The sequence below is a fragment of the Blastococcus sp. SYSU DS0973 genome (genome assembly GCF_054051055.1).
This window is the reverse complement of record NZ_JBJHAN010000004.1, coordinates 178,474-204,308: the sequence shown is the minus strand read 5'-3', so window position 1 is coordinate 204,308 and position 25,835 is coordinate 178,474. Positions and strand designations below refer to the sequence as shown.

Annotated in this window: 25 protein-coding genes; 1 reads left to right on the top strand and 24 read right to left on the bottom strand. The window is 72.8% G+C overall.

Translation table 11 applies throughout. From position 1 onward, the window contains the following. Positions 1 to 14: 14 nt before the first annotated feature. Positions 15 to 1,292 (bottom strand): UDP-N-acetylglucosamine 1-carboxyvinyltransferase, encoded by a 1,278-nt coding sequence (murA, locus tag ACI791_RS09585; protein WP_456585834.1) that lies wholly within the window; start codon positions 1,290 to 1,292, stop codon positions 15 to 17. Between the two features lie 68 nt (positions 1,293 to 1,360). On the opposite strand from murA, the gene ACI791_RS09580 reads away from it, so the two are divergent. Further along, positions 1,361 to 1,978: a cob(I)yrinic acid a,c-diamide adenosyltransferase gene (locus tag ACI791_RS09580; protein WP_456585833.1), complete on the top strand. Its 618-nt coding sequence runs from the start codon at positions 1,361 to 1,363 to the stop codon at positions 1,976 to 1,978. A gap of 24 nt (positions 1,979 to 2,002) precedes the next feature. Here ACI791_RS09580 and ACI791_RS09575 read toward each other — a convergent pair whose 3' ends face one another. The 23 genes from ACI791_RS09575 to argS all read right to left on the bottom strand — a co-directional run bounded on the left by ACI791_RS09575 (position 2,003) and on the right by argS (position 25,730). Next, positions 2,003 to 2,404, bottom strand: coding sequence for a DUF2550 domain-containing protein (locus ACI791_RS09575; protein WP_456585832.1), 402 nt, complete (start codon positions 2,402 to 2,404; stop codon positions 2,003 to 2,005). Positions 2,405 to 2,426: 22 nt separating this feature from the next. After that, complete coding sequence (locus ACI791_RS09570; RefSeq protein WP_456585831.1) at positions 2,427 to 2,816, bottom strand: F0F1 ATP synthase subunit epsilon; 390 nt, start codon at positions 2,814 to 2,816, stop codon at positions 2,427 to 2,429. 506 nt (positions 2,817 to 3,322) lie between these two features. After that, positions 3,323 to 4,768, bottom strand: a complete 1,446-nt coding sequence (gene atpD, locus ACI791_RS09565; RefSeq protein WP_347057700.1) for a F0F1 ATP synthase subunit beta — start codon at positions 4,766 to 4,768, stop codon at positions 3,323 to 3,325. Positions 4,769 to 4,817: 49 nt separating this feature from the next. Continuing rightward, positions 4,818 to 5,789 carry a F0F1 ATP synthase subunit gamma gene (locus tag ACI791_RS09560; protein WP_456585830.1) on the bottom strand — a complete coding sequence of 324 codons (972 nt, stop codon included), beginning with the start codon at positions 5,787 to 5,789 and terminating at the stop codon, positions 4,818 to 4,820. 3 nt (positions 5,790 to 5,792) lie between these two features. Continuing rightward, positions 5,793 to 7,430 (bottom strand): F0F1 ATP synthase subunit alpha, encoded by a 1,638-nt coding sequence (gene atpA, locus ACI791_RS09555; protein ID WP_347057702.1) that lies wholly within the window; start codon positions 7,428 to 7,430, stop codon positions 5,793 to 5,795. A 49-nt stretch (positions 7,431 to 7,479) separates the two neighbouring features. Continuing rightward, positions 7,480 to 8,352 (bottom strand): F0F1 ATP synthase subunit delta, encoded by an 873-nt coding sequence (locus ACI791_RS09550; protein WP_456585829.1) that lies wholly within the window; start codon positions 8,350 to 8,352, stop codon positions 7,480 to 7,482. After that, positions 8,352 to 8,924, bottom strand: a complete 573-nt coding sequence (locus ACI791_RS09545; RefSeq protein ID WP_456585828.1) for a F0F1 ATP synthase subunit B — start codon at positions 8,922 to 8,924, stop codon at positions 8,352 to 8,354. Before ACI791_RS09545 ends, ACI791_RS09550 begins: the two co-directional genes overlap by 1 nt. 47 nt (positions 8,925 to 8,971) lie before the next feature. Continuing rightward, positions 8,972 to 9,199: an ATP synthase F0 subunit C gene (gene atpE / locus ACI791_RS09540; RefSeq protein WP_347057705.1), complete on the bottom strand. Its 228-nt coding sequence runs from the start codon at positions 9,197 to 9,199 to the stop codon at positions 8,972 to 8,974. Between the two features lie 99 nt (positions 9,200 to 9,298). Continuing rightward, positions 9,299 to 10,126, bottom strand: coding sequence for a F0F1 ATP synthase subunit A (gene atpB, locus ACI791_RS09535; RefSeq protein WP_456585827.1), 828 nt, complete (start codon positions 10,124 to 10,126; stop codon positions 9,299 to 9,301). Further along, on the bottom strand, positions 10,123 to 10,371 hold the full coding sequence (locus tag ACI791_RS09530; RefSeq protein ID WP_456585826.1) for an AtpZ/AtpI family protein: 249 nt from the start codon (positions 10,369 to 10,371) through the stop codon (positions 10,123 to 10,125). The genes atpB and ACI791_RS09530 overlap by 4 nt, the downstream gene beginning before the upstream one ends. Before the next feature lie 92 nt (positions 10,372 to 10,463). Then, entirely contained in the window at positions 10,464 to 10,946 is a 483-nt protein-coding gene (locus ACI791_RS09525; RefSeq protein WP_456585825.1) for a hypothetical protein, read from the bottom strand. Next, the gene (locus ACI791_RS09520) at positions 10,943 to 12,199 is read right to left on the bottom strand and encodes a glycosyltransferase family 4 protein (protein WP_456585824.1); all 1,257 of its coding nucleotides are present in this window, start codon (positions 12,197 to 12,199) and stop codon (positions 10,943 to 10,945) included. The genes ACI791_RS09525 and ACI791_RS09520 overlap by 4 nt, the downstream gene beginning before the upstream one ends. A gap of 3 nt (positions 12,200 to 12,202) precedes the next feature. After that, a complete protein-coding gene (locus tag ACI791_RS09515; RefSeq protein WP_456585823.1) occupies positions 12,203 to 13,480 on the bottom strand; it encodes a serine hydroxymethyltransferase in 1,278 nt (425 codons plus the stop codon). Positions 13,481 to 13,731: 251 nt separating this feature from the next. Then, positions 13,732 to 14,373: an L-threonylcarbamoyladenylate synthase gene (locus ACI791_RS09510; protein ID WP_456585822.1), complete on the bottom strand. Its 642-nt coding sequence runs from the start codon at positions 14,371 to 14,373 to the stop codon at positions 13,732 to 13,734. Between the two features lie 23 nt (positions 14,374 to 14,396). Next, positions 14,397 to 15,236: a peptide chain release factor N(5)-glutamine methyltransferase gene (prmC, locus tag ACI791_RS09505; protein WP_456585949.1), complete on the bottom strand. Its 840-nt coding sequence runs from the start codon at positions 15,234 to 15,236 to the stop codon at positions 14,397 to 14,399. Positions 15,237 to 15,250: 14 nt separating this feature from the next. Then, the gene (gene prfA, locus ACI791_RS09500; RefSeq protein WP_456585821.1) at positions 15,251 to 16,330 is read right to left on the bottom strand and encodes a peptide chain release factor 1; all 1,080 of its coding nucleotides are present in this window, start codon (positions 16,328 to 16,330) and stop codon (positions 15,251 to 15,253) included. An 88-nt stretch (positions 16,331 to 16,418) separates the two neighbouring features. Further along, positions 16,419 to 16,655 (bottom strand): 50S ribosomal protein L31, encoded by a 237-nt coding sequence (gene rpmE / locus ACI791_RS09495; protein WP_347057713.1) that lies wholly within the window; start codon positions 16,653 to 16,655, stop codon positions 16,419 to 16,421. 136 nt (positions 16,656 to 16,791) lie between these two features. Further along, positions 16,792 to 19,023 carry a transcription termination factor Rho gene (rho, locus tag ACI791_RS09490; RefSeq protein ID WP_456585820.1) on the bottom strand — a complete coding sequence of 744 codons (2,232 nt, stop codon included), beginning with the start codon at positions 19,021 to 19,023 and terminating at the stop codon, positions 16,792 to 16,794. A gap of 252 nt (positions 19,024 to 19,275) precedes the next feature. After that, a complete protein-coding gene (gene thrB, locus ACI791_RS09485; RefSeq protein ID WP_456585819.1) occupies positions 19,276 to 20,229 on the bottom strand; it encodes a homoserine kinase in 954 nt (317 codons plus the stop codon). Beyond that, the gene (gene thrC, locus ACI791_RS09480; RefSeq protein WP_456585818.1) at positions 20,226 to 21,287 is read right to left on the bottom strand and encodes a threonine synthase; all 1,062 of its coding nucleotides are present in this window, start codon (positions 21,285 to 21,287) and stop codon (positions 20,226 to 20,228) included. The genes thrB and thrC overlap by 4 nt, the downstream gene beginning before the upstream one ends. Beyond that, positions 21,284 to 22,582 carry a homoserine dehydrogenase gene (locus tag ACI791_RS09475; protein ID WP_347057716.1) on the bottom strand — a complete coding sequence of 433 codons (1,299 nt, stop codon included), beginning with the start codon at positions 22,580 to 22,582 and terminating at the stop codon, positions 21,284 to 21,286. Before ACI791_RS09475 ends, thrC begins: the two co-directional genes overlap by 4 nt. Next, on the bottom strand, positions 22,579 to 24,072 hold the full coding sequence (gene lysA / locus ACI791_RS09470) for a diaminopimelate decarboxylase (RefSeq protein ID WP_456585817.1): 1,494 nt from the start codon (positions 24,070 to 24,072) through the stop codon (positions 22,579 to 22,581). The genes ACI791_RS09475 and lysA overlap by 4 nt, the downstream gene beginning before the upstream one ends. After that, positions 24,069 to 25,730 carry an arginine--tRNA ligase gene (argS, locus tag ACI791_RS09465; RefSeq protein WP_456585816.1) on the bottom strand — a complete coding sequence of 554 codons (1,662 nt, stop codon included), beginning with the start codon at positions 25,728 to 25,730 and terminating at the stop codon, positions 24,069 to 24,071. Before argS ends, lysA begins: the two co-directional genes overlap by 4 nt. Between the last annotated feature and the right edge of the window lie 105 nt (positions 25,731 to 25,835).

The following is a 25,835-nucleotide window of genomic DNA, read 5'->3' as shown; positions in this document are numbered from 1 at the left end:
GCCGGCCGGGGGCCTCAGCCGGGCCGCTGGGTGCGGGTCACCTCGGCGCCCAGGCCCCGCAGCTGGTCGACGAAGTCGGGGTAGCCGCGGTCGACGTGGTGCACGTCCTGCACCTCGGTGACCCCGTCGGAGCACAACCCGGCCAGGACCAGCCCGGCACCGGCCCGGATGTCGGTGGCCAGCACCGGGGCGCTGGAGAAGCGCTCCCGGCCCCGGACGACGGCGTGGTGCCCGTCGATGCGGACGTCGGCGCCCAGGCGCACCAGCTCGTTGACGAACATGAACCGGCCCTCGAACACGTTCTCGGTGATCAGCGCCGTCCCGGTGGACACCGCGGCGAGGGCGACGGCCATCGGCTGCAGGTCGGTCGGAAAGCCGGGGAACGGCAGCGTGACGACGTCGACGCAGCGCGGCCGATCCTCCATCGCCACCCGGATCCCGTCGGGCAGCGCCTCCACGGTGGCACCGGCGTCGACCAGCTTGTCCAGCGCCACGGTGAGGTGCTCGGCCACCGCGCGCTCGACGACGACGTCGCCCCGGGTCATGACCGCCCCGATGGCCCAGGTGCCGGCGACGATCCGGTCGGGCACGGTCGAGTACTCCACCGGCTGCAGGAGGTCGACGCCCTCCACGGTGATCGTCGAGGTACCGGCGCCGTCGATCCGCGCGCCCATCTCGCCGAGCATCCGGCACAGGTCGACGATCTCCGGCTCCCGCGCGGCGTTGTCGACCACCGTGGTGCCCTCGGCCAGCACCGCGGCCATGACCAGGTTCTCGGTGGCCCCGACCGACGGGAAGTCCAGCCAGATCGAGGTGCCGGTGAGGCGCGGCGCGGTGGCCACCAGGAACCCGTGCTCGCTGACGATGGTCGCGCCGAGCCGCTCGAGGCCCGAGATGTGCATGTCCAGCCCGCGAGAGCCGATGGCGTCGCCGCCGGGCAGGGCCACCCGGGCGCTGCCGCAGCGGGCGACGAGCGGGCCCAGCACGCTGATCGAGGCCCGCATGCGGCGGACGAGGTCGTAGTCGGTCTCCGTCGAGGGCTGCTCCGGGACGTCGATGGTCAGCCGGCCGCCACCGGTCCCGGGCGTGCGCTCGTAGGAGACGTCGCAGCCGAGCCGGCGCAGCACCTCGCTCATGATCGAGACGTCGAGGATGTCGGGCACCTCGTCGATGGTCGAGCGCCCCGTGGCGAGCAGCGCCGCCGCCATGAGCTTCAGGGCACTGTTCTTGGCACCGGTGACCCGGACCCGGCCCGCGAGCCGCGCGCCCCCGGTCACCTCGAAGCACTCCACCGGAACACCCTACGGCGCCCGCTCCGCGCACCGGCGCCACCGGGCCGGGCGCCGCATAGGCTGCGGGCATGACCGTCCGGCTCACCCGCATCTACACCAAGACCGGCGATGCCGGTCAGACGCACCTGGGCGACATGAGCCGGGTGTCGAAGACCGATCCGCGCCTGGTGGCCTACGCCGACGTCGACGAGGCCAACAGCGCCATCGGGGTGGCGCTCGCGCTCGGCTCGGCCGAGCCGGCGCTCGCCGGCCTGCTGCAGAGCATCCAGAACGACCTCTTCGACGTCGGCGCCGATCTCTGCACGCCGATCGTGGCGGCCCCGCAGTACCCACCGCTGCGGGTGACCGCCGCCTACACCGAGCGGCTCGAGGCCGCCTGCGACACCTACAACGAGGCGCTGCCCAAGCTCAACAGCTTCATCCTGCCCGGCGGCACCCCGCTGGCCGCCCTGCTCCACCAGGTACGGGTCGTGGCGCGTCGCGCCGAGCGCAGCGTGTGGGCGCTGCTGGAGGCCGAGCCGGAGCGCACCAACGCGGAGACCGCGCGGTACCTCAACCGGCTGTCGGACCTGCTGTTCATCCTCGGGCGCGTGGCCAACCCCGACGGCGACATCCTCTGGGAGCCCGGCGCGCACAGCGGCGCCCACGCCCAGCGCGAGGCGGCCACGGGGGCCGGCTCCGACTGAGCCCACCCGGCGCGGTCCTTCTCCTCAGCTCCCCGGCGGAGCCGACTCCACCCAGGAGAGGAAACCGGTCAGGGTGGAGGGCTCCATGGCGAGCTCGCGCGGGCCCCCGGCCGTGCTGCAGGTGAGCACGACGACGTCGCCGGGCAGTGCGAGGTCGTCGCGCCCGGCCGGTCGCTGGGCCAGCACCCGGAAGCCGGCCCGGCACAGCCGGTGGTGCGGGCGAACCGACAGCGACAGCGCGCGGTACCAGAGCAGCGCGTCGCCGCCGTACCAGGCGACCCCCACCGACCAGCGGGGTGAGCGCTCGGCGCGCGCCCACATGGTGACCGCGCCGAGACCGGAGAGCAGGAACCGGCGACGCAGCAGGAAGACCACGACGACCAGCAGCAGCAGGACGCCGAGCAGGACCAGCAGGGCCGTGGTCATCCTGGGCGCTCGCCGGCAGTGGTCAGTCGCCCTGGCCGGCCGCCCTCAGCCGCGACTGCGCACGGCGCGCCGCGGCCAGCGCCTCGGGGGTGTCCCCTTCGCTCTCTGCCCGGCGCAGCGCCTCGCGGGCGCGGTCGACGTCGATCTCGGAGGAGATCTCGGCCGTCTCGGCGAGGATCGACACCCCGCGATCGGTGACCGAGAGGAAGCCGCCGTGCGCGGCCACCACCATGTCGTTACCGGACTCCGTGCGGATGGTCACGACACCGCCGTCGGCCAGCTGGCCCAGCATCGGCGCGTGACCGGGGAGGACACCCAGCTCGCCCTCGGTGGTGCGGGCGATGACGCGCGTGGCCTCGCCGGACCAGATCTTGCGCTCGACGGCCACCAACTCGACCTGCAGGGTCGCCACGACACTCCTCGAAGTCCACCCCTCCGCCGGAGAGGTGCGGTGCGTACGGGTACGCCGGCCCGGCGGGCCGGCGACGGATGGGCCCACTCTAGCGGCGTGTCGCGCGGTGCCCCCGAGGGGCGTGCCCGCCGCTGGGGCGCGCGGCGGTAGAGGAGGGCCCAGCGGTCCACCCGCACCCAGCGGTGCCGGACACAGGTGGGCGAGGCCCAGGGATCGGTGGCGGAGGCCGCGGTCGGGCCGTCGACCGGCGCGTACGGCGGCCAGGTCCAGTCGCCGGACCCGGATTGCCGGGCGCAGCACTGTGCTGTGCGGCTGCACGTCGCCCCTCACGGGCCGGCAGCCGTTCACAGGTGCACCCGGAGCAGATGGTCGGCATCCCCGCGGTCACCCCGCAGCCCGCCACCCGCGAATCACCCGTCCGGGCGACGCCCGGGGTCGCGGAGACGGCGGCGGCCGGGCCTCCCCGCAGGGAGACCCGGCCGTCGCGCCCATCCGTGGCGGTTGGCTCAGGCCCGCCTGAGCTTCTCCGCGTTCTTCTCGAGGTCCTCGAGGCCACCGCACATGAAGAAGGCCTGCTCCGGCACGTGGTCGTAGGTGCCCTCGGTGAGCGCCTTGAAGGCCTCGAGGGTCTCCGACAGCGGTACGTAGGAGCCCGGCTGCCCGGTGAACGCCTCGGCCACGAACATGTTCTGCGAGAGGAAGCGCTCGATGCGCCGGGCCCGGTTGACCGTGACCTTGTCCTCCTCGGAGAGCTCGTCGATGCCGAGGATCGCGATGATGTCCTGCAGCTCCTGGTAGCGCTGGAGGATCTGCTTCACGGTCTGCGCGATCTGGTAGTGCTCCTGGCCCACGTACTGCGGGTCCAGGATCCGGCTGGTGGAGTCCAGCGGGTCCACGGCCGGGTAGATGCCCTTCTCCGAGATCGGCCGCGAGAGCACGGTCGTCGCGTCGAGGTGGGCGAACGTGGTGTGCGGCGCCGGGTCGGTGATGTCGTCGGCGGGCACGTAGATCGCCTGCAGCGAGGTGATCGAGCGCCCCCGCGTCGAGGTGATCCGCTCCTGGAGCTGGCCCATCTCGTCGGCCAGCGTGGGCTGGTAACCCACGGCCGAGGGCATGCGACCGAGCAGGGTCGACACCTCCGAGCCGGCCTGGGTGAACCGGAAGATGTTGTCGATGAAGAGGAGCACGTCCTGGTGCATCTCGTCCCGGAAGTACTCGGCCATCGTCAGGGCCGACAGAGCCACGCGCAGTCGCGTGCCCGGCGGCTCGTCCATCTGGCCGAACACCAGGGCGGTCGACTCGATGACTCCTGACTCGGTCATCTCCGTGATCAGGTCGTTCCCCTCGCGGGTGCGCTCGCCGACCCCGGCGAACACCGACACACCACCGAACTCCTGGGCGACCCGGCGGATCATCTCCTGGATCAGCACGGTCTTGCCGACCCCGGCACCACCGAACAGGCCGATCTTCCCGCCCGCCACATAGGGCGTGAGCAGGTCGATGACCTTGATGCCGGTCTCCAGCAGCTCGGTGCGGCCCTCGAGCTGGTCGAACCGCGGTGCCTGCCGATGGATCGACCAGTGCAGGGCGTCCGCGGCGTAGCCGGGGGTGTCCAGGCACTCGCCCAGGGCGTTGAACACGTGGCCCTTGGTCACGTCGCCGACCGGCACGCTGATCGGGCCACCGGTGTCGGTGACCTCGGCGCTGCGGACGAGTCCGTCGGTCGGAGCCATGGAGATGGTCCGCACGACGTTCTGGCCCAGGTGCTGGGCCACCTCGAGGGTCAGCGTCTTGCTCAGGTCGGCCAGGGTGACGTCGACCTTCAGGGCGTTGAACAGGTCGGGCATCGCGTCGCGCGGGAACTCGACGTCGACGACCGGCCCGGTGACCCGCACGACCCGGCCGGTGGCCTGGGTGTGCTGGGTGGTCGGACGATCCTCGGTGACGGTCATCTGTAGTGCTCTCCTGCCCTGGGGCTCGGGGGTCTGCTGTTCGGTGGGGTCAGTCGTTGGCGCCGGACGAGACCAGTGCGTCGGCGCCACCGACGATCTCGCTGATCTCCTGGGTGATCTCCGCCTGGCGTGCCTGGTTCGCCTGCCGCGACAGGTTCTTCGCCAGCTCCTCGGCGTTGTCCGAGGCCGACTTCATGGCCCGGCGGCGTGAGGCCGACTCCGACGCCGCCGACTCGAGCATCGCCGCGTAGATGCGCGTGGTGATGTACTTCGGCAGCAGCGCGTCGAGCAGCCCCTCGGCCGAGGGCTCGAACTCGTACGAGGTCGGGATGCCGCTGTCGGCGGTGCCACCCGCCGCCCGCTCCTCCCGCTCGTAGTCGAACTCGTCGACCTCCTCGACCTCCAACGGAGCCATCCGCTTGGCGACCGGGACCTGCGCGAGCAGGGAGCGGAACTCGGTGTAGACGATGTGCAGCTCGTCCACCCCGAGGACGCCGTCGACGCCGGCGCCCGCCTCGTCGTCGTCCTCACCCGCGGTGAAGGCGTCGATGAGTTCGCGGCCGACCGCCTGCGCGTCCGTGTAGTTCGGCTGCTCGGAGAAGCCGGTGAAGGTCGCCGTCGTCTCGCGGTTGCGGAAGGAGTAGTAGGTCTCCCCCTTCCGGCCGACCACGTAGAGCAGCGGCTCCTTGCCCTCCTGCCGGAGCAGGGCGAGCAGCTCCTCGGTGCGCCGGAGCACGTTCACGTTGTACGACCCGGCGAACCCGCGGTCGGAAGTGATCACCAGGACCGCCGCCCGCTGCGGGTTCTGCCGCTCGGTCAGCAGCGGGTGGTCCAGCGAGGCCGACGAGGCCAACGCCGAGAGCACCCGCGTGATCTCCCGGGCGTAGGGCTTGGACGCCTCCACCCGGGCCTGGGCGCGGACGATGCGGGCACCGGCGATCAGCTCCTGCGCCGAGAAGATCTTCTTCGTCGACTGCGTGGAGCGGATGCGGCGCCGCAGCGCGCGGAGAGAACCGGCCATGGGTCAGCTGCCCCGCTTGACCTGGACGCGCTCCTGACCCCGCTCCGAGGCGTCCATGGCCTCGGCCTCGGGCTCGTTGACCACCAGCGACTCCCCCTCGGAGGTCGTGAACTGGCCATAGAAGGCTTCGACGGCCCGCTCCAGGGCTGCGACGGTGTCGTCCTCGAGCTTCTTCGACTGCCGGATGGTGTCGAAGATGCCATTGTCCCCGCGGCCGACGTAGTCGAGGAACTCCAACTCGAAGCGGCGCACCTCGGAGACCGGCACGCGGTCGAGCTTTCCGGTCGTGCCCAGCCACAGCGAGACGACCTCGCGCTCGACCGGGTAGGGCGAGTACTGGCCCTGCTTGAGCAGCTCGACCAGACGCTGGCCGCGCTCGAGCGTGGCCCGGCTGGAGGCGTCCAGGTCGGAGGAGAAGGACGCGAAGGCCTCCAGCTCGCGGTACTGGGCCAGGTCGAGCCGCAGACGGCCGGCGACCGACTTCATCGCCTTGATCTGCGCCGAGCCACCGACGCGGGACACCGAGATGCCGACGTTGATGGCCGGGCGGACGCCCGAGTTGAACAGGCCCGTCTCGAGGAAGATCTGCCCGTCGGTGATCGAGATGACGTTCGTCGGGATGTACGCCGACACGTCGTTGCCCTTGGTCTCCACGATCGGCAGACCTGTCATCGAACCGGCACCGAGCTCGTCGGAGAGCTTGGCGCAGCGCTCCAGCAGCCGGGAGTGCAGGTAGAACACGTCGCCGGGGTAGGCCTCGCGACCCGGGGGCCGGCGCAGCAGGAGGGACACCGCGCGGTAGGCCTCGGCCTGCCGGGACAGGTCGTCGAAGACGATCAGGACGTGCTTGCCCTCGTACATCCAGTGCTGGCCGATGGCCGAGCCGGTGTACGGGGAGATGTACTTCATGCCGGCCGACTCCGACGCCGGCGCAGCGACGATCGTCGTGTACTCCAGCGCGCCGGCGTCCTCGAGGGACGCGCGGATCGCGGCGATCGTCGAGCCCTTCTGCCCGACGGCGACGTAGATGCAGCGCACCTGCTGCGTCGGGTCACCGGTGGCCCAGGCCTGCTTCTGGTTGATGATCGTGTCGATCGCGATCGCGGTCCGGCCGGTCTGCCGGTCGCCGATGATCAGCTGACGCTGGCCACGGCCGATCGGGGTCATGGCGTCGATGGCCTTGATGCCGGTCTGCATCGGCTCGTGCACCGACTGCCGCTGCACCACGGTCGGGGCCTGGAGCTCCAGGGCGCGGCGACCGGTGGACGCGATGGGGCCGGCACCGTCGATCGGGTTGCCCAGCGGGTCGACCACGCGGCCGAGGTAGCCGTCGCCGACGGCGACGGAGAGCACCTCACCGGTGCGGCGGACCTGCTGGCCCTCCTCGATCCCGGAGAAGTCACCCAGGATGACCACGCCGACCTCACGGACGTCGAGGTTCAGCGCCAGACCGCGGACACCGCTCTCGAACTCGAGCAGCTCGTTGGTCATGACCGAGGGCAGGCCCTCGACCCGGGCGATGCCGTCGCCGGCCTCGGTGACGATCCCGACCTCTTCGCGGGAGACGTCGGGCGAGTACTCCGTGACGTAGTTCTGGATGGCACTGCGGATCTCGTCTGCGGAGATCGTCAGCTCGGCCATGGCTCTGAGTCCTCTTCCCTGCGGGGTCGTGATCTGTGGTGGTGGGCGGTCAGCCGGCGAGCTGCCGGCGGGCGGCTTCCAGCCGGTGGGCGATGCTTCCGTCGATGACCTCGTCGCCCACCTGGACGACGAGTCCCCCGACGATTGCCGGGTCGACGGTCACCTGCAGCCCGATGGTCCGCCTGTAGAGGCGGGAGAGCACGTCGACCAGCCGCTGCTCCTGGGACGGGGTGAGCGGCACGGCGGTCGTCACCCGTGCCACCGACTGACCGCGGCGACGGCTGGCGACCTCCGAGAGCCGCTCGATCGCGACTCCCGCGGTACCGGCGTGCGAGCCGGTCAGGACGTTGCGGAGCAGCAGCTCGGTGACCGGGCTGACCCGCCCCGACAGCAGCCGGTCCAGCAACTCGGTCTTGCCCTGCGCCGATCCGGTGCGGTCGCTGAGCACCCGGGACAGCTCGCGGTCGCCGGCGACGATCCGGCCGAAGCGGAAGAGCTCGTCCTCCACGCCGTCCAGCTCGCCCCGCAGGTCCGCCGCGTCGAGAGCCGCCTCGGTGGCCAGCGTCATGGCTGCCTCGACCAGGTCGAGCGGCCGCGACCAGCGCTGCCGGACGCTGACCTGGACCAGGTCGAGGGCGACCGGGGACAGGCGCTCCCCGAACAGCCGCTGCGCCAGGGCCGCCCGCTCCTCCGGCTTGCCCGAGGGGTCGGACAGCGCCCGGCGCAGCGACGGCTGGGCTTCCAGCAGCCGCGCCACCGCGAACAGCTCCTCGGCCAGCGCGAGCTGCTCGCCGGACTCGGTGGCCCGCGCCTGACCGGTGAGCCGGTCCTTGGCCTTCTCCAGGAGGCCCGACGGATCGCGGGTCAGCTCCTCCAGCCGCTCCCGGGCGACGACGAGCGCCGCGCGGCTCGACGCATCCATCAGCGGGTGCCCCCGGCGACGGTGCTGCCGCCCCGGCCGTCGGGAGTGCCGGCGGACATGCCGTCGAGCTGGTCGAGGAACCGGTCGACGGTGCCCTGGCGGCGCGCCTCGTCGGCGAGCGACTCGCCCACGACGCGACCGGCGAGCTCGACGGCGAGCGCGCCGATCTGGCCGCGCAGCTCGTTGACCACCTGCAGGCGGGAGGCAGCGATCTGCTCCTCGCCGCGGGCGACGATCCGCGCCGACTCCTCCTGCGCCTGGGCCCGCAGCTCCTCGAGGATCTGCTGGCCCTCGGCACGGGCCTGGTCCCGGATCTGGGCGGCCTCGGTACGGGCCTCGGCGAGCTGGGCGCGGTACTGCTCCAGCGATGCCTTGGCCTCGGCCTGCATGGCCTCGGCGCGCTCGATCCCGCCCTCGATCGCTTCCCGACGCGCCTGGAACGCTTGCTCGAACTGCGGCGCGACGAACTTGACCACCACGTACAGCAGAACCGCGAATGCGATCAAGCCGATGATGATCTCGCCGACCGGCGGAAGGAGCGGATTGGGGCTCTCCGCAGCCAGGGTGCTCATGGTCTCACTGTCCCGTCTGGAGTCGGTACCCGTGCTCGGCTACCGGATCAGGTGCCGTAGACGAGAGGGGCGACGAAGCCGATGAGGGCCAGCGCCTCGGCGAGTGCGAAGCCGAGGAACGCGTAGGTGCGGGTCAGGCCGGCCGACTCGGGCTGCCGGGCCGTCGCCTGGATGTAGGCGGCCCAGACCAGGCCGACACCGATCCCCGGGCCGATGGTGGCGATGCCGTAGCCGACCGAACCGATACTGCCGGAGACCTCTGCCAGAAGATCCATTTGGGGTGTTCCTCCTCTGTCGTCGCCCGGCGGACGCCGGGCGGCTGGCGGGGTGGTGCGCTTGCGGACGGCCGGTGGATCCGGCCACCACGACACTGATCAGTGCTGGGCCTCGACCGAACCGTTCAGGTAGGTGCCCATCAGCATCGTGAAGACGTAGGCCTGCAGGAAGATGACCAGCAACTCGAAGAAGGTCATCACGATCGCCATCAGCGCCGAGAGCGGGCCGAAGACGGCGGAGAAGTTGCCGACCGTGAACAGGTATGTCGCGCCGAGCGCGAAGGTGACCAGCAGCATGTGGCCGGCGAACATGTTGGCGAAGAGTCGGACCGCCAGGGTGAACGGCCGGACGATGAAGTTCTGGAGGATCTCCAGCGGCGTCACCAGGATGTACGCCGCCTTGGGCACGCCGGGCAGGAAGAGGATGTCGCGGAAGTACGGCCAGGCTCCCTGCTCGCGAATCCCGACTCCGATGTAGACGACCCAGCAGATGAGCGCCAGCACGAGCGGGAAGGCGAAACGCGCCATCGGGGAGATCTGGATGCCCGGGATGATGGCGAGGAGGTTGTTCGCGAGGATGAAGAAGAAGAGCGAGGCCAGGAACGGGGCGAAGGGCAGGCCCTTGACCCCGACGACGTCGCGAGCGATCCCGTCCCGCACCAGCGAGTAGCTGCTCTCGCCCAGGTACTGCAGCCGCCCGGGCACGACCTTGGCGTTCCGCGAGGCCATGACGAGGAAGACCGCGACGGCGGCCGTCGCCAGCCACATCGCCAGGATGATCCGGTCGAAGCTGAACTCGATGCCCAGCAATGTGAAGCCGAACAGCTCCTCGGGGAAGAACTCTCCGAGACCCGGAGGCGTGAAACCGCCGCCGGGATCGCTCTCGACAGCGAGCACGCCACCGCGCTCGAGGGCGCCTGAGGTCACCGTTGTCCCTTCTGCGTCCTGGGCCGGTCCTGTCCTCCGCCCGAGGTCCTGCTGGTCTGCCGCTCACCCGGTGGAGGGGTCACGGTGCCGTACTTGACGACCACCACGTAGATGGCCACTGCTACGCCGAGGATGACGCCGACCGGGAAGAACAGACGTGTGTCCGCCCACTGGTCGAGCAGCCACCCGACTCCGCCCCACACGGCCATCCCGGAGAGAATCGTCCCGGTGACGCCCCAGCCCATGTCAGCCCCGCTGGGCTGACGGACCGGTCGTGCTGGGCGTGGTCGGGCACCCCCGCGCTTGGAGGAGTCATCGGCCATCGGTGCGGACCCTATCAGCCGCCCGTCGCGGCGCCTCCCGGGTCCGCCCGTCCGGGCGACACCCGGCCGGTCGGCCGGGGCTCCGGAGGAGGCACGTAGTAGATCTGCCGGGTCCACACCCATCGCAGCTGCACGGCGCTCCACAGCAGAGCACCGGCGACGACGGTCCACGCCAGGGCCCGCCGGTCCAGCCAACCGTCCTCGGGCAGGGCACCGAGCACGGCGAAGAGGACCATCGCCTTGATGCCGAAGACCAGCAGGGCGGCGGGGAGCGTCAGCGTGTCCCCGATCCGTCCGGCCCACGCCACCACGGCGCCGGACACCACGAAGAACGCCGTCACGACGACGGCGCCGACGAGGACGCCCCAGGCCGTCGGCCAGCCTCCGAGGAGGCCGGCAACCGGCGCGACGGCGGCCGCCAACCCCGCGGTGACGAGGGCGGCCGGCCGGAGGAACGAGACGTCCCACGGGGTGTCGTGGACAGGGGTACGGGTCATCGGGGCCTCGGAAATCCTTCCGCGCGAGCGGCGGGACGGGTGATGGGACCGGCACCTGGAGCGGTCGCCGGAGGCGCCACCCTCCGCGCCGTGGGGTGGTCGGCGCGGCTCCGGCGGCGCTGGGCCTCCAGCTCGGCGGCACGGGCCTCGCGGGCGGCCCGGCGCGCACGGGGGCTCAGGACGACGACCACGCCGACGACCAGCAGGACGGCGATGGCCACGAGCAGCTCGACCCGCCCGCCGGTGATCGACAACCCGACCGCGCCGAAGGACAGCAGCGCGGCCCAGAAGTACATGACCAGGACCGCGCGCGTGTGCGAGTGCCCGATCGACAGCAGCCGGTGGTGCAGGTGCATCTTGTCGGGAGAGAACGGTGACCGGCCCTTGCGGGTGCGCCGCACCACGGCCAGCACCAGGTCGGTGAACGGGATGAAGAGGATCGCGATCGGCACGAGCAGCGGCAGGGTCAGCGGCAGCAGGCTGGCCGCCGAGCCGAACGTCTGCGCGTCCACTCCCCCGGTGGCGGTGACCGCGGCCGCGGAGAGCATCAGGCCGACCAGCATCGACCCTGAGTCGCCCATGAAGATGCGTGCCGGGCTGAAGTTGTGCGGAAGGAAGCCCAGGCAGACGCCGGCCAGCACCGCGGTGATCAGGGTCGGCGCGCTCGCTGCCTCCTCGTACCGCATCTGGCCGAGGTTGTAGCTGTAGGCGAAGAACGCCAGCGCGGCGATCGCAGAGACCCCGGCGGCCAGGCCGTCGAGCCCGTCGATGAAGTTCAGCGCGTTGACCGCGGAGACCGTCAGCAGGATGGTCAACGGCACGCCGACGTCCGGGCCCAGGGATACCGTGCCGATGTCGGCGAACGGGAGGAACAGGAACGCCAGCTGGACGCCGAGCAGCACCATGACGCCGGCCGCGGCGATCTGCCCGGTGAGTTTCGTCAGGGCGTCCAGGCCCCACTTGTCGTCCAGCACCCCCAGCAGGCAGATCAGCCCACCGGCGACGAGAACCGCGTAGACCTGGGTGTCGTCGAACGTCCGCTGCAGCGCCGGCAGTCGCGAGGCCACGAGGACCGCGGCCACCACGCCGAGGTACATGGCCACGCCGCCGCCCCGCGGGGTCGGGATGACGTGCACGTCACGCTCCCGCGGGGCGGCCATCATGCGGAGCCGGATCGCCATCATCCGCACCACCGGCGTGGCCAGGAAGGTGACCAGCGCAGCGGTGAGGAGGACGACGACGTACTCGCGCACGGCTCAGACGGTTTTCGCCGGCTCGGGGTACGCGGGGTGGGCACCGACCAGCTCGCGCACGCCCGCGGCGACCTCGGCCGTGCGGCTGCCGTCGGCGTCGCGGATGGCGGTGCCGATCAGCGAGGCGATCGACTTCATGTCCGACTCGACCATCCCCTGCGTGGTGACGGCCGGGCTGCCGACGCGGATGCCGGAGGCGACCGACGCCGGCTGCGGGTCGAACGGGATCGCGTTCTTGTTGAGGACGATGCCGGCGGCGTCGCAGCGCTTCTCGGCGTCGGCACCGGTCACCCCGGTCTGCTGCAGGTCCAGCAGCGCCAGGTGCGTGTCGGTGCCGCCGGCGACGGGCCGGAGCCCCTCGGCCGCGAGGCCCTCGGTGAGCGCCTGCGCGTTGGCGATGACCTGACGGGCGTAGGCCTGGTATCCCGGCTGCAGGCACTCCTTGAAGTTCACCGCCTTGGCGGCGACGGCGTGCATGAGCGGGCCGCCCTGCATCATCGGGAAGGCCGCCTTGTCGATTGCCTTGGCGTGCTCGGCCTTGCAGACGATCGCGCCACCGCGCGGGCCGCGCAGCACCTTGTGGGTGGTGAAGGTGACCACGTCGGCGTAGGGCACCGGGCTGGGGATCGCCTTGCCGGCGACCAGGCCGATGAAGTGCGCCGCGTCGACCATGAAGATCGCGCCGATCTCGTCGGCGATCTCCCGGAAGGCGGCGAAGTCGATCAGCCGCGGGATCGCCGATCCGCCGGCGACGATGAGCTTCGGCCGGTGTTCGCGGGCCAGGTCGCGCACCTGGTCGTAGTCGATGTGCTCGGTACCAGCGTCCACGCCGTACTGCACGGCGTTGAACCACTTGCCGCTGAAGCTGACCTTCGTGCCGTGGGTCAGGTGGCCGCCGTGCGGGAGCGCCATGCCGAGGAACGTGTCCCCCGGCTTGAGGAAGGCGCCGTAGGCGGCGAGGTTGGCGTTGGCCCCCGAGTGCGGCTGCAGGTTGGCGTGCTCGGCGCCGAAGAGCTCCTTGGCGCGCTCGATCCCGATCTCCTCGGCGCGGTCGACGACCTCGCACCCGCCGTAGTAGCGCCGGCCGGGGTAACCCTCGGCGTACTTGTTCGACAAGGTGCTGCCGAGGGCGGCCAGGACGGCGGGGCTGGTGAAGTTCTCGCTGGCGATCAGCTGCAGCCCTCCGCGCAGCCGGTCCAGCTCACCGGTGACCACGTCGGCGATGTCGGGGTCGAAGGCGGCCAGGGCGTCGAAGTCCGGGCCCCAGTAGGGGGTGCTCATCTCAGGCGCACTCCAGAAGTCGGTGCGGGCGCCCGCGATGCCCGGGCTCGGGCGGCGCGGCGGTCGTCTAACTATGACACTGGGACGAGGCAGTCCTCCGGACTGCACCGCGGCCACATGCCGCCCCCCGGCTGCGCGGAGCGCGTCCGCACGCTCCTCGCCGGACCCTCCGGGCCCCCTCGTCGGTGCCCTGCCCCCTGCCTGCTGCGGTCGGGCCCTCGTCGACGACCCTCGGCCCGCCCCGGCGGGGGTCAGTCCGTGACCTCCGGGACGACCTCGCGCAGGCGCTCCACGGGGATCGCGCCGACACGCAGCACCCGCGGGGCGGGACCGGTGCAGTCCACGATCGTGCTCGCCGCCGAGCTCGTCCGCGGCCCGTCGTCGAGCACGACCGCCGCATGTGCGCCGAGCTGCATGTCGGCCTGTTGCGCCGAGGTGGCCGCCGGCCGGCCGGACCGGTTGGCGCTGGACACCGCCAGGGGTCCGGTGCGGCGGAGCAGGTCCCGGGTCAGCTCGTCGCCGGGCAGCCGGACGGCCACCGTTCCCTCGGCGTCACCGAGGTCCCAGGCCAGGGACGGCGCGTGCTCCAGCACCAGCGTGAGCCCTCCGGGCCAGAACTTCTGGGCGAGCCGGGTGGCGACCTCCGGCATCTGCAGCACCAGCCCGGCCAGCGTCGACGCCTCGCCGATCAGCACCGGCACGGGCATGGCCCGGCCCCGGTTCTTGGCGGCGAGCAGGCGGGCGACGGCGGCAGGGCTGAACGCGTCGGCGGCGACGCCGTAGACGGTGTCGGTCGGCAGCAGCACCAGCTCGCCGCGGGTGATCGCCTCCGCGGCGGCGTGCAGGCCGGCCGCGCGGGTCTCGGGATCGGAGCAGTCGTAGAACTCGGCCACGGAGCAGCAGTCTTCCGCAGACCTCAGCCGGCGCGACGAGCGGTGGTGTACCGGGGCCGGCCCGCGAGGTCCGGGTGGTCGTCCACGTCGGCGAAACCGCCGTGCGCGCGCACCAGCGCCGGCAGCGATCCGCCCTGCTGGTCGGCGTGCTCGATGCCCAGCCCACCGCCGGGCCGGAGCAGACGGGCGGCGGTGTCCAGCAGCCCGCGGACGACGTCGAGGCCGTCGGGGCCGCCCCACAATGCCAGCGGCGGGTCGTGGTCGGCGACCTCCCGCGGCACCCGCGCACCGTCGGGCACGTAGGGCGGGTTGCTCACGACCAGGTCGGCCCCGCCGCCGAGCTCGCGCAGCAGCTGCGGATCGGTCATGTCGCCGGCGAGGACCTCCACGGGGGTGTCCCCCGCCGCCGCGCGGGCGCGCGCGTTGTGCCTCGTCCACTCGATCGCGCCGGGGTCCCGCTCGACCGCCGTCACCCGGGCCCCGGGGTGCTCGCGGGCGATCGACAGCGCGATGGCACCCGAGCCCGATCCGAGGTCGACCACCACCGGCTCGGGCGTGCCGGCCAGCTGCTCCAGGGCCCAGCCCACCAGCTGCTCGGTCTCCGGCCGTGGCACGAAGACGCCCGGCCCCACCGCCAGTTCGAGGTAGCGGAACGGCGCCCGGCCGGTGAGGTGCTGCAGCGGCACCCGATCGGCCCGCTGCCCGAGCAGGGTCTCGAACCGGTCGGCCGCCCCGTCGTCGACGTCGTCGAGGGTGAGCAGGCGGGTGCGCGGGACGCCGAGCACGTGGGCGAGCAGCAGTTCGGCGTCCACCCGGGGCGACTCCACACCTGCCTCGGCGAGGCGGCGGGCCGCCGCGGCCAGCAGGGCGCGGGCGCTCAGGAGCCGGCCGCCAGCAGCTCGGCGGTGTGCGCGCTGACCAGCGCGTCGATGACGCCGTCGAGGTCGCCGTCGAGCACCTGGTCGAGGTTGTGGGACTTGTAGCCGACGCGGTGGTCGGAGATCCGGTTCTCCGGGAAGTTGTAGGTGCGCACCCGCTCGCTGCGGTCGACGGTGCGGACCTGGCTGCGCCGCTGGTCGCTCGCCGTCGCGGCGGCCTCTTCGCGGGCGGCGGCCAGCAGTCGCGCGCGCAGCACCCGCAACGCCGACTCCCGGTTCTGCAGCTGGCTCTTCTCGTTCTGCGAGCTGACCACGATGCCGCTGGGCAGGTGCGTGATGCGGACGGCGGAGTCGGTGGTGTTGACGCTCTGCCCGCCGGGACCCGACGAGCGGAAGACGTCGATGCGCAGGTCGTTCGGGTCGATCCTCACGTCGATCTCCTCGGCCTCCGGCAGCACCAGGACGCCGGCCGCGGAGGTGTGGATGCGGCCCTGGCTCTCGGTGGCGGGCACCCGCTGGACGCGGTGCACGCCGCCCTCGAACTTCAGCCGGGACCAGATGCCCTCGTCCGTACGGGACTTGATCGCGACCGCGACGTTTTTGTAGCCGCCCAGCTCTGCGTCCACGGCGTCGAGCACCTCGGTGGCCCAGCCGCGGCGCTCGGCGTAGCGCAGGTACATGCGCAGCAGGTCTCCGGCGAACAGCGCCGACTCGGCGCCACCCTCCCCCGCCTTGATCTCGAGGATCACGTCCTTGTCGTCGTCGGGGTCCTTGGGCAGCAGCTGCTCGCGCAGGCGGTCGGTGAGCTCGGCGATCCGCCGCTCGAGGGCGGCGGCCTCTGCGGCGAAGGACGCGTCCTCCGCCCCGAGTTCCCGCGCGGCGCTCAGGTCGTCCCGCGCCTCGTCCAGCGCGCGCGCGGTCTCCACCAGCGGCGCCAGCTGCGCGTAGCGCCGGCCCATGCGGCGGGCCCGCGCCTGGTCGGCGTGCACGGCCGGGTCGGCCAGCTCCTGCTCCAGGCGGGCGTGCTCGGCGAGCAGCCCGGCCAGCCGGTCGGGCGCCGACGTCTCGGTGCTGCTCATCGGGATGGTGCCTCTCGGGCTCGCGTCAGGTCCGGACATGACGACGGCGCCCGCCCCACCGAGGTGGGAACGGGCGCCGTCAGGGGTGCTACTGGGCGTCGGTCGCCGCTGCGCCGACGTTGCGCTTGCCGAAGCGCTTCTCGAAGCGGGCCACCCGGCCACCGGTGTCGAGGATCTTCTGCTTGCCGGTGTAGAAGGGGTGGCAGGCCGAGCAGACCTCGACGGTCAGCTGACCGCTGGGCGCCGTGCTGCGCGTGGTGAAGGTGTTCCCGCAACCACAGGTCACGGTGGTCTCGTGGTACGTGGGGTGGATGTCGGGCTTCATGCCGATTGCCTCTTCCGAGAAGTCTGGGCGGTTCACGTGATGGAACGCCGGCCGGCGGGAGGTATTCCGCGCCGCCGGCGGGGGCTCGGTCGACCAGTATCCCTGATCGCCGCGCCCCGCCGGCGGGCGGTACCGCTCACTCCCCGCCGGGCCCGAGCGTCGTCTTCTGGATCTGCATGAGGAACTCGACGTTGTTGCGGGTCTTCTTCAGCTTGTCGAGCAGTAGTTCCAGCGCCTGCTGGGGCTCCAGGGCGGCGAGCACCCGGCGCAGCTTGATGACGATGGCCAGCTCGTCGGGCGACATGAGGATCTCCTCCTTGCGCGTGCCCGACGCGTTGACGTCGACCGCAGGGAAGACCCGCTTGTCCGCCAGCCGGCGGTCGAGCTTGATCTCGGCGTTCCCGGTGCCCTTGAACTCCTCGAAGATGACCGTGTCCATCGTGGAACCGGTCTCGACCAGCGCCGAGGCGATGATCGTGAGCGATCCGCCGTTCTCGATGTTGCGGGCCGCGCCGAGGAAGCGCTTGGGCGGGTAGAGCGCCGTGGAGTCCACGCCACCGGAGAGGATGCGCCCGCTGGCGGGGGCCGCCAGGTTGTAGGCGCGACCCAGGCGGGTGATCGAGTCCAGCAGGACGACGACGTCGTGGCCCATCTCGACCAGGCGCTTGGCCCGCTCGATGGAGAGCTCGGCGACCGTGGTGTGGTCGGCCGGCGGCCGGTCGAAGGTCGAGGCGATGACCTCGCCCTTCACCGAGCGCTGCATGTCGGTGACCTCTTCCGGACGCTCGTCGACCAGGACGACCATCAGGTGGCACTCGGGGTTGTTCGTCGTGATGGCGTTGGCAAGCGACTGCAGCACCATCGTCTTGCCGGCCTTCGGCGGCGACACGATCAGCGCGCGCTGCCCCTTGCCGATCGGCATGACGAGGTCGATGACCCGGGTGGTGAGCAGGTGCGGCTCGGTCTCCAGCCGCAGCCGGTCCTGCGGGTAGAGCGGCGTGAGCTTGGTGAACTCCGGCCGGTTGCGGGCCTGCTCGGGGTCCAGACCGTTGACCGAGTCGAGCCGGACGAGCGCGTTGTACTTGTCCTTGCGCTCCCCCTCCCGGGGCTGCCGGACGGCACCGGTGATGGCGTCACCGCGGCGCAGGCCGTAGCGGCGGACCTGCGACAGCGAGACGTAGACGTCGTTCGGCCCGGTCAGGTAGCCCGAGGTGCGGACGAACGCGTAGTTGTCCAGGACGTCGAGGATGCCGGCGACGGGCAGGAGGACGTCGTCCTCGCTGACGGTCGGCTCGCCCTGCTCGAACCGGTCCCGGCCGGTGCCGCGCTTGTTGCGGTCGCGGTACCGGCGCCCGCGACGGCCGCGGCCGCCCTCGAAGTCGTCGTCGTCCTCATCGGTGGACGCGGGACCGCGACCACCGTCGTTGCGGTTGTCGTTCCGGTTGTCCGGACGCCCGCCCCGGTCGTTGCGGTCGCGGTCGGGGCCACGGCTGCCGTCCCGGTTCGCACCGTCGCGGTTGGCGTTGCGCTCGGCGCGGTCGGCGTTCCGCTCATTGCGGTCGCCGCCGTCACGGTTGCTCCGCTCGTTGCGGTCGCCTCCGTCGCGGCTGCTCCGCTCGTTGCGATCGCCTCCGTCGCGGCCGGCCCGCTCGTTGCGATCGCCTCCGTCGCGGCCGGCCCGCTCGTTGCGGTCGCCACCGTCGCGGCCGGCCCGCTCGTTGCGGTCCCCGCCGTCACGGTTGGCATTCCGGTCGTCGTCGCTCTCCCGGCCGTCCCCGCGCTCCGTGCGGGTGCGGCTGCGGTTGCGGTCGCGCTGCGGCCGGTCGCCGTCGCGCTGCTCGTCGTCGCGGGGCTCGGTGGTGGTGGCCGGCACCGTCCGGTCGCCCGGCGCCTCCGCCGGTGCGGCATCGGCCGCGGGGGCCTCCGTCGCGGTGCCGGGCGATCCGGCCGGACGGCTGGCGGCACGACGAGTGCGGGCCGGCGCGGACGTCGCCTCGCCGGTCAGCGGGCCGCCGTTCCCACCGCCGCTGACCGGGGCCTCGAGGGGGGCGGCGGTCGCGGCGACACCGCGGGCGGCGTCGACCCCGTCGGTGGTCGCGCTCTCCGCGCCGGGCGCGGGGGCGTCGACCGAGGGGTCTCCGCCCACCTGGCGGGCGGAGATGGCGGCGACCAGGTCGCTCTTGCGCATCCGACCGGTGCCGGAGATGCCCAGCTCGCCGGCCAGGCGCTGCAGCTCGGGCAGCAGCATGCCCGACAGCCCGTTGCCGCGGCGACGGGGGCGGCCCGCCGGCCCAGAAGCGGCAGTGCCCTCGGCGGAGGCGGCGGCATCGGGCGCGCCGGTCACGCCGAGGTCGGTGGTTTCACTCACGTACAGGTCCTTCCCTGCGGTGACCTACGCCGTCTCGGCGCAGGGGGGGCCCGGTCCCCGGCGGGCCGGCCCGAGTACGGGACGGGCGCGCGTCAGGAGACAGGTTGAGAGGTGCGAGGCGGATCAGCGACGAAGAGGTATCGAACGTCTGCTTCGGCCCCGCGCGAGGCGCGCCCTCCTGGGCGGCTACGCCGTGAGCCTAGTCGCAGCTCACGGACTGGACAACACCGGATGATCTCGGCGTGTTCCTCGTTACCGAGACGATACCTGGCGCAGCGGGCGGTCGACCCGGGCACCGGTCGGATCGACGTCCAGCGGCAGCACCGACCAACCCGCCGGAGCCAGTTCCCCGATGGCGCGCACCTCGCTCTCACCCGGTCGCTCGTCGGCACCCGTCGTGGTGCGGCGGCCCAGCACGAGCACCGATGGCCCGGCACCGGAGATGACCGCGGCGTGCCCGGCCGCCCGCAGGCCGTCCACGAGCGCCAACGAGCCGGGCATCGCGGCGGTGCGCTGACGCTGGTGCAGCCGGTCCTCGGTGGCCTCCAGGAGCAGGGTTCCCGAGGTCAGCGCATGCACCAGGAGCGCGGACCGCCCGGCGTTGAACGCGGCATCGGCGTGCGGCACGACGTCGGGCAGCAGCCCACGCGCCAGCTCCGTCGACAGCGTCGCCTGCGGGACCAGGACGACCGGCAGCACGTCCTCGTGCACGGTCAGGCTGTCGGCGCCGACGCCCCCCTCCCCCGTCCAGGACAGCGTCAGCCCACCCAGCAGGCAGGCGGCGACGTTGTCGGGGTGCCCCTCCATCGCGGTGGTGAGCCGGAGGACGGCGTCCAGGTCGATCACCTCGACGTCGGGGCACAGCGCCCAGGCGCCCATGACCCCGGCGACGACCGCCGCGGCCGACGACCCCATCCCCCGGCCCTGCGGGATGGCGTTCTCCGCCACCACCCGCAGGCCTGGCGGGGTCCAGCCGAGCTCGGCGCAGGCGGCACGGAACGCGCGCACGACCAGGTGCGACTCGTCGGTGGGCAGCTCACCGGCCCCCACCCCGCTCACCTCGACGGACAGCCCCTCGGGCTGCACCGAGAACTGGAGCACGTCGTGGTGCTCCAGGGCCAGACCGGCGCAGTCGAACGCCGGTCCGAGGTTGGCGCTGGTGGCGGGCACGCGGACGCGGACCCGGTGGGGGTCGAGGACGCTCACAGGCCCAGTTGCACCGCTGCTGCGGCGGCGTCGACCGGCACGGTGACCGGCGCGGGGGCGCCGGAGATGGCCCACTCCGGGTCCTTGAGGCCGTTGCCGGTGACGGTGCAGACGATGCGCTGCCCCGGCTCGAGTTGCCCGGCGTCGGCGACCTGCAGCAGGCCGGCGACCGAGGCCGCGGACGCCGGCTCGACGAACACCGCCTCGCTGCGGGCGAGCAGCCGGTAGGCCGAGAGGATCGCGCGGTCGGTGACGGCGTCGATGCGCCCGCCCGACTCGTCGCGGGCCGCGAGCGCCTTGGTCCAGGAGGCGGGGTTGCCGATCCGGATGGCGGTGGCGATCGTGCTGGGGTTCTCCACCACCTGCCCGGTGACGATCGGCGCCGCGCCGGCCGCCTGGAAGCCCCACATGCGGGGGGTGCGCGAGGCGATGCCGTCGGCCGCGTACTCGCGGTAGCCCTGCCAGTAGGCGGTGATGTTGCCCGCGTTGCCCACCGGCAGGCAGTGGATGTCAGGAGCGTCGCCGAGCACGTCGACGATCTCGAAGGAGGCAGTCTTCTGCCCCTCGATGCGGAACTGGTTGACGCTGTTGACCAGGCTGACCGGGTAGTCGATCGCCAGCTTGCTGGCCAGCGCCAGGCAGTCGTCGAAGTTGCCCTCGACCTGCAGCAGCCGGGCGCCGTGTACCAGCGCCTGCGCCAGCTTGCCCATCGCGATCTTGCCCTGCGGCACCAGGACGGCGCAGGTCATGCCGGCCCGCGCGGCGTAGGCGGCGGCGCTGGCGCTGGTGTTGCCGGTGGAGGCGCAGATGACCGCCTGCGCCCCCTCCTCGAGGGCCTTGGTGATGGCCATCGTCATCCCGCGGTCCTTGAAGGAGCCCGTCGGGTTCGCGCCCTCGACCTTGAGGTAGACGTCGCAGCCGGTGCGCCGCGACAGCTCGCGCGCCGGCACCAGCGGGGTGGCGCCCTCCTGCAGCGTGACCACCGGGGTGGTGTCGCTGACCGGCAGCCGGGCCCGGTATGCCTCGATCAGGCCCGGCCAGATCGGGGACACGCTCATGACAACCCCTCCACGCGCAGCACGCTGGTGACCCCCCGGACCGCGGGCATCTCCCGCAGCGCGGCAATGGTGGCCGACAGCGCCGCGTCCGGGGCGCTGTGGGTCACGATGACCAGCGTCGCGGCGTCGCCGCGGCCGGTCTGACGGACGGTGGAGATGCTCACCTCGTGCCGCGCGAACTCCTGCGCGACGGCGGCGAGCACACCCGGCTTGTCGGCCACGTCCAGGCTGACGTGGTACCGCGTCGGCGTCTCGGCCATGGGCCGGACGGCGAGGTTGGCGTAACCGGTGACGCCCGGGCCGGGGCCGCCGGTGACCCGGTTGCGGGCGACCGCCACCAGGTCGCCCAGGACGGCGCTGGCCGTCGGCTCCCCGCCCGCCCCCTGCCCGTAGAACATGAGCTGGCCGGCCGCCTCCGCCTCCACGAACACGGCGTTGAACGCGCCGCCCACCGAGGCCAGCGGGTGCGCGGTCGGGATCATCGCCGGGTGCACGCGGACGGCGACCGAGTCGGCGTCCCCGTCCTGGCTCGTGACCCGCTCGCAGATGGCCAGCAGCTTCACCGTGCAGCCGATCTCCGCGGCGCGCGCGACATCGGTCGCGGTGACCGTGGAGATGCCCTCGCGGTGCACGTCGACCGCCGCCACCGGGGTGTGGAACGCCAGCGAGGCGAGGATCGCGGCCTTGGCGGCGGCGTCGAAGCCGTCGACGTCGGCGGTCGGGTCCGCCTCGGCGTAGCCCAGCTCGGTGGCCTCGGCCAGCGCCTCGCCGAAGCCGGCACCGGTCTCGGCCATGCGGGACAGGATGTAGTTCGTCGTCCCGTTGACGATGCCCACGACGCGGGACAGCTGGTCGCCGACCAGCGACTCCCGCAGCGGCCGCAGGATCGGGATGGCCCCGGCGACCGCGGCCTCGTAGTAGAGGTCCACGCCGGCCTCGGCGGCCGCGGCGTGCAGGGCGACGCCGTCCTCGGCCAGCAGCGCCTTGTTGGCGCTCACCACCGACTTGCCGCTCTCGAACGCCGCCAGCATGAGCGAGCGCGCCGGCTCGATGCCGCCGATCACCTCGACGACGAGGTCGACGTCGTCGCGGGTGACCAGGCCGTGGGCGTCGGTGGTCAGCAGGTGCGCCGGGACGTCGGGGTGGTGCGCCGGGCGGCGCACGGCGACGCCGGCGACCTCCACCGGGCGGCCGATGCGGGCGCCGAGGTCGTCGGCCTGCTCCTGCAGCGCGCGCAGCACCGCGCTGCCGACGGTGCCGCAGCCGAGCAGCGCCACCTTGAGGGGTCCGGTCACGAGGTCGCTCCCGCGGGGTGCTCGGGCGCCGGCTGGTCGATGGCCGGCGAGGGGGCGGGGCGGTCGGCGAGGACCGCATCGAGGGCGAACACGTCGGACAGTGTCTGACGTCGCACGATCTCCGTGGCGGCGCCGTCCCGGACGGCGACCACCGGCGGCTTGAGCAGGTAGTTGTAGTTGCTCGCCATCGACCAGCAGTAGGCACCGGTGGCGGCGACGGCGAGCAGGTCGCCGGGCACGACGTCCGACGGCAGCCACAGGTCGCGGACGAGGATGTCGCCGCTCTCGCAGTGCTTGCCCACCACCCGGCACAGGGCCGGCGGGGCGTCGGAGGTCCGGTTGGCCAACACGCAGGTGTAGGAGGCGTCGTACAGGGCGGTGCGGATGTTGTCGCTCATCCCGCCGTCGACGGAGACGTAGTTGCGCACCAGCGGCGTCCCGGGCGCACCGGACGCGCCCAGGCGCACCGGCTTGATCGTGCCGATCTCGTACAGCGTCACCGTGCCGGGCCCGGCGATGGCCCGGCCCGGCTCGACGGCCAGCCGCGGGACCGGCAGACCGAGCTCCGCGCACTCGGCGGCGACGACGCTGCGCAGCCGGGCGGCGACGTCGACCGGGCTGACCGGGTCGTCGTCCGGGATGTAGGCGATGCCGAAGCCACCCCCGAGGTTCAGCTCCCCGAGCACCTCGCCGGTGGCGTCCCGGACGGCGCTGAGCAGCCCCACCACGCGGTGCGCCGCGGCCTCGAAGCCGGCGGTGTCGAAAATCTGCGAGCCGATGTGGCTGTGCAGGCCGGCCAGGTGGAGGGCCGGCTCGGCGACGACCCGGCGGGCGGCCTCGAGCGCGTCCCCGGTGGCCAGGGAGAAGCCGAACTTCTGGTCCTCGTGGGCGGTGGCGATGAACTCGTGGGTGTGCGCCTCGATGCCGACGGTGGTGCGGATGAGCACCGCCACCGGGGCGCCGCCGGAGGCGACGCGGGCCTCGGCGAGCGGCACCAGCCGGTCGATCTCGTCGAAGGAGTCGAGCACGACGTGCCCGATGCCGGAGTCGACGGCCAGCTCCAGCTCCACCAGCGACTTGTTGTTGCCGTGCAACGCGATCCGCTCGGCGGGGAACCCGGCGGCCAGCGCGACGGCGAGCTCGTTGCCGCTGCAGGCGTCCAGGTGCAGCCCGTCCTCGGCGATCCAGCGGGCCACCTGGCCGCAGAGGAACGCCTTGGAGGCGTAGTGGACGTCGGCGTCGGCGAACGCGGTCGCGAAGTCGGCGGCGCGGCCGCGGAAGTCCGCCTCGTCGAGCACGAACAGCGGCGTGCCGTGCGCGCGGGCCAGGTCGGTGACGGCCCGGCCGGCCAGGTGCAGCTCGCCGTCGATCCGCTCGGCAGAGCGGGGCCAGACCTGGGGGTCGAGGACGCCGAGCTCGGCGGGCGGGGCGCCGGCGGCCGAGGGCGGCGCCAGACTTCCGTGCAGCGGCCCCGCCGGGTGCGCCCTCACATCCGCTCCGGCGCGGAGACGCCCAGCACGGCCAGCCCGTTACGCAGGACCACCGCGGTCGCCGCGCACAGCCACAGCCGGGCGGTGGTCAGCGGGGTCGCCTCCTCGTCGCCGCGGGGCAGCACGCGGCAGGAGTCGTAGAACCGGTGGTAGGTGCCGGCCAGCTCCTCGAGGTAGCGGGCCACCCGGTGCGGCGCGCGCAGCTCGGCGGCGGCCGTGACGACCCGCGGGAACTCGCCGAGCGCCCGCAGCAGGGCGTTCTCGCGCTCGTGGGTGAGCTGCCCGGCGTCGACGTCCCCGGCCTCGCCGAGACCCAGCCCCAGGTCGGCGGCGTTGCGCAGCACCGACGAGATCCGGGCGTGCGCGTACTGGACGTAGAAGACCGGGTTGTCGTTGGTCTGCCGGCTCCACAGGTCCAGGTCCAGGTCGATCTGCTGGTCGACCGAGGCCCGCGCCAGCGCGTACCGGGCGGCGTCGGCGCCGACGGCCTCGACGAGGTCCTCCAGCAGGACGACGGTGCCGGCCCGCTTGCTCATCCGCACCGGCTCGCCGTCGCGGACCAGGTTGACCAGCTGGCCGAGCAGGATCTCCAGGTTGGCCTCGGGGTCGTCGCCCACGGCGGCCGACAGCGCCTTGTACCGGCCGACGTAGCCGGCGTGGTCGGCGCCCAGCATGATCACGACCTTGTCGAACCCACGGTTGCGCTTGTCGAGGTAGTAGGCGCAGTCGGCAGCGAAGTAGGTGGGCGCGCCGTCGCTCTTGATCAGCGGCCGGTCCTTGTCGTCGCCGAAGTCGGTGGTGCGCAGCCACACCGCGCCGTCGGCCTCGTAGACGTGGCCGTTCTCCCGCAGCCGGGTGATGGCCTTCTCCAGGGCGCCCGTCTCGTGCAGGGTGCGTTCGGAGAAGTACACGTCGAAGACCACGCCGAAGCCGGCCAGCGTGCGCTTGATCTCGGCGAACATCAGCTCGACGCCGAGCACCCGGAAGCGCTCCCGCTGCTGGTCCTCCGGCAGCTCGAGCACACCAGGCTCGGCCGCGACGACCTGGCCGGCGATCTCCCCGATGTAGTCGCCGGCGTACCCGTCCTCGGGCACCGGCCGGCCGTGCGCGGCAGCCATGAGGCTCAGCGCGAACCGGTCGATCTGCGAGCCGGCGTCGTTGAAGTAGTACTCCCGCGTGACCGTTGCGCCGCTGGCCTCGAGCAGCCGGCCGAGCGCGTCGCCGACGGCCGCCCAGCGGGTGCCGCCGATGTGCACCGGACCGGTCGGGTTGGCCGAGACGAACTCGAGGTTGAGGTTCTGGCCGGCCAGGGTCGTGGTCCGGCCGTACGCCTGACCCGCCGTCACCGCGTCGACGGCGATCTTGCCGAGCGCGCCCTGGGCGAGGGTGATGTTGAGAAAGCCGGGGCCGGCGACGTCGACGGTGGCGATGCCGTCGTGCGCGCGCAGCTGCGCGGCCAGCAGCTCGGCCACCTGCCGCGGCGGACGGCCCGCCGGCTTGGCCAGGCGCAGGGCCACGTTCGTGGCGTAGTCGCCGTGGTCGGGGTTCTTCGGCCGCTCGACCACGACGTCCGCCGGCACCTCGACGGGCAGCTCGCCTCGCTCGACGACCGCGGCCACGGCGGTACGAACGACGTCTCGCAGCTGCTCCGGTGTCACCCGGCGAGCGTACTGACCCGCTTCCGGAGCCCGGAGGCTCCACCCGGGCGGCCCGGCTCCCAGCCTCCGCACAGGTCCCCGACCTAGACTCCCGCGCGGTGGAGG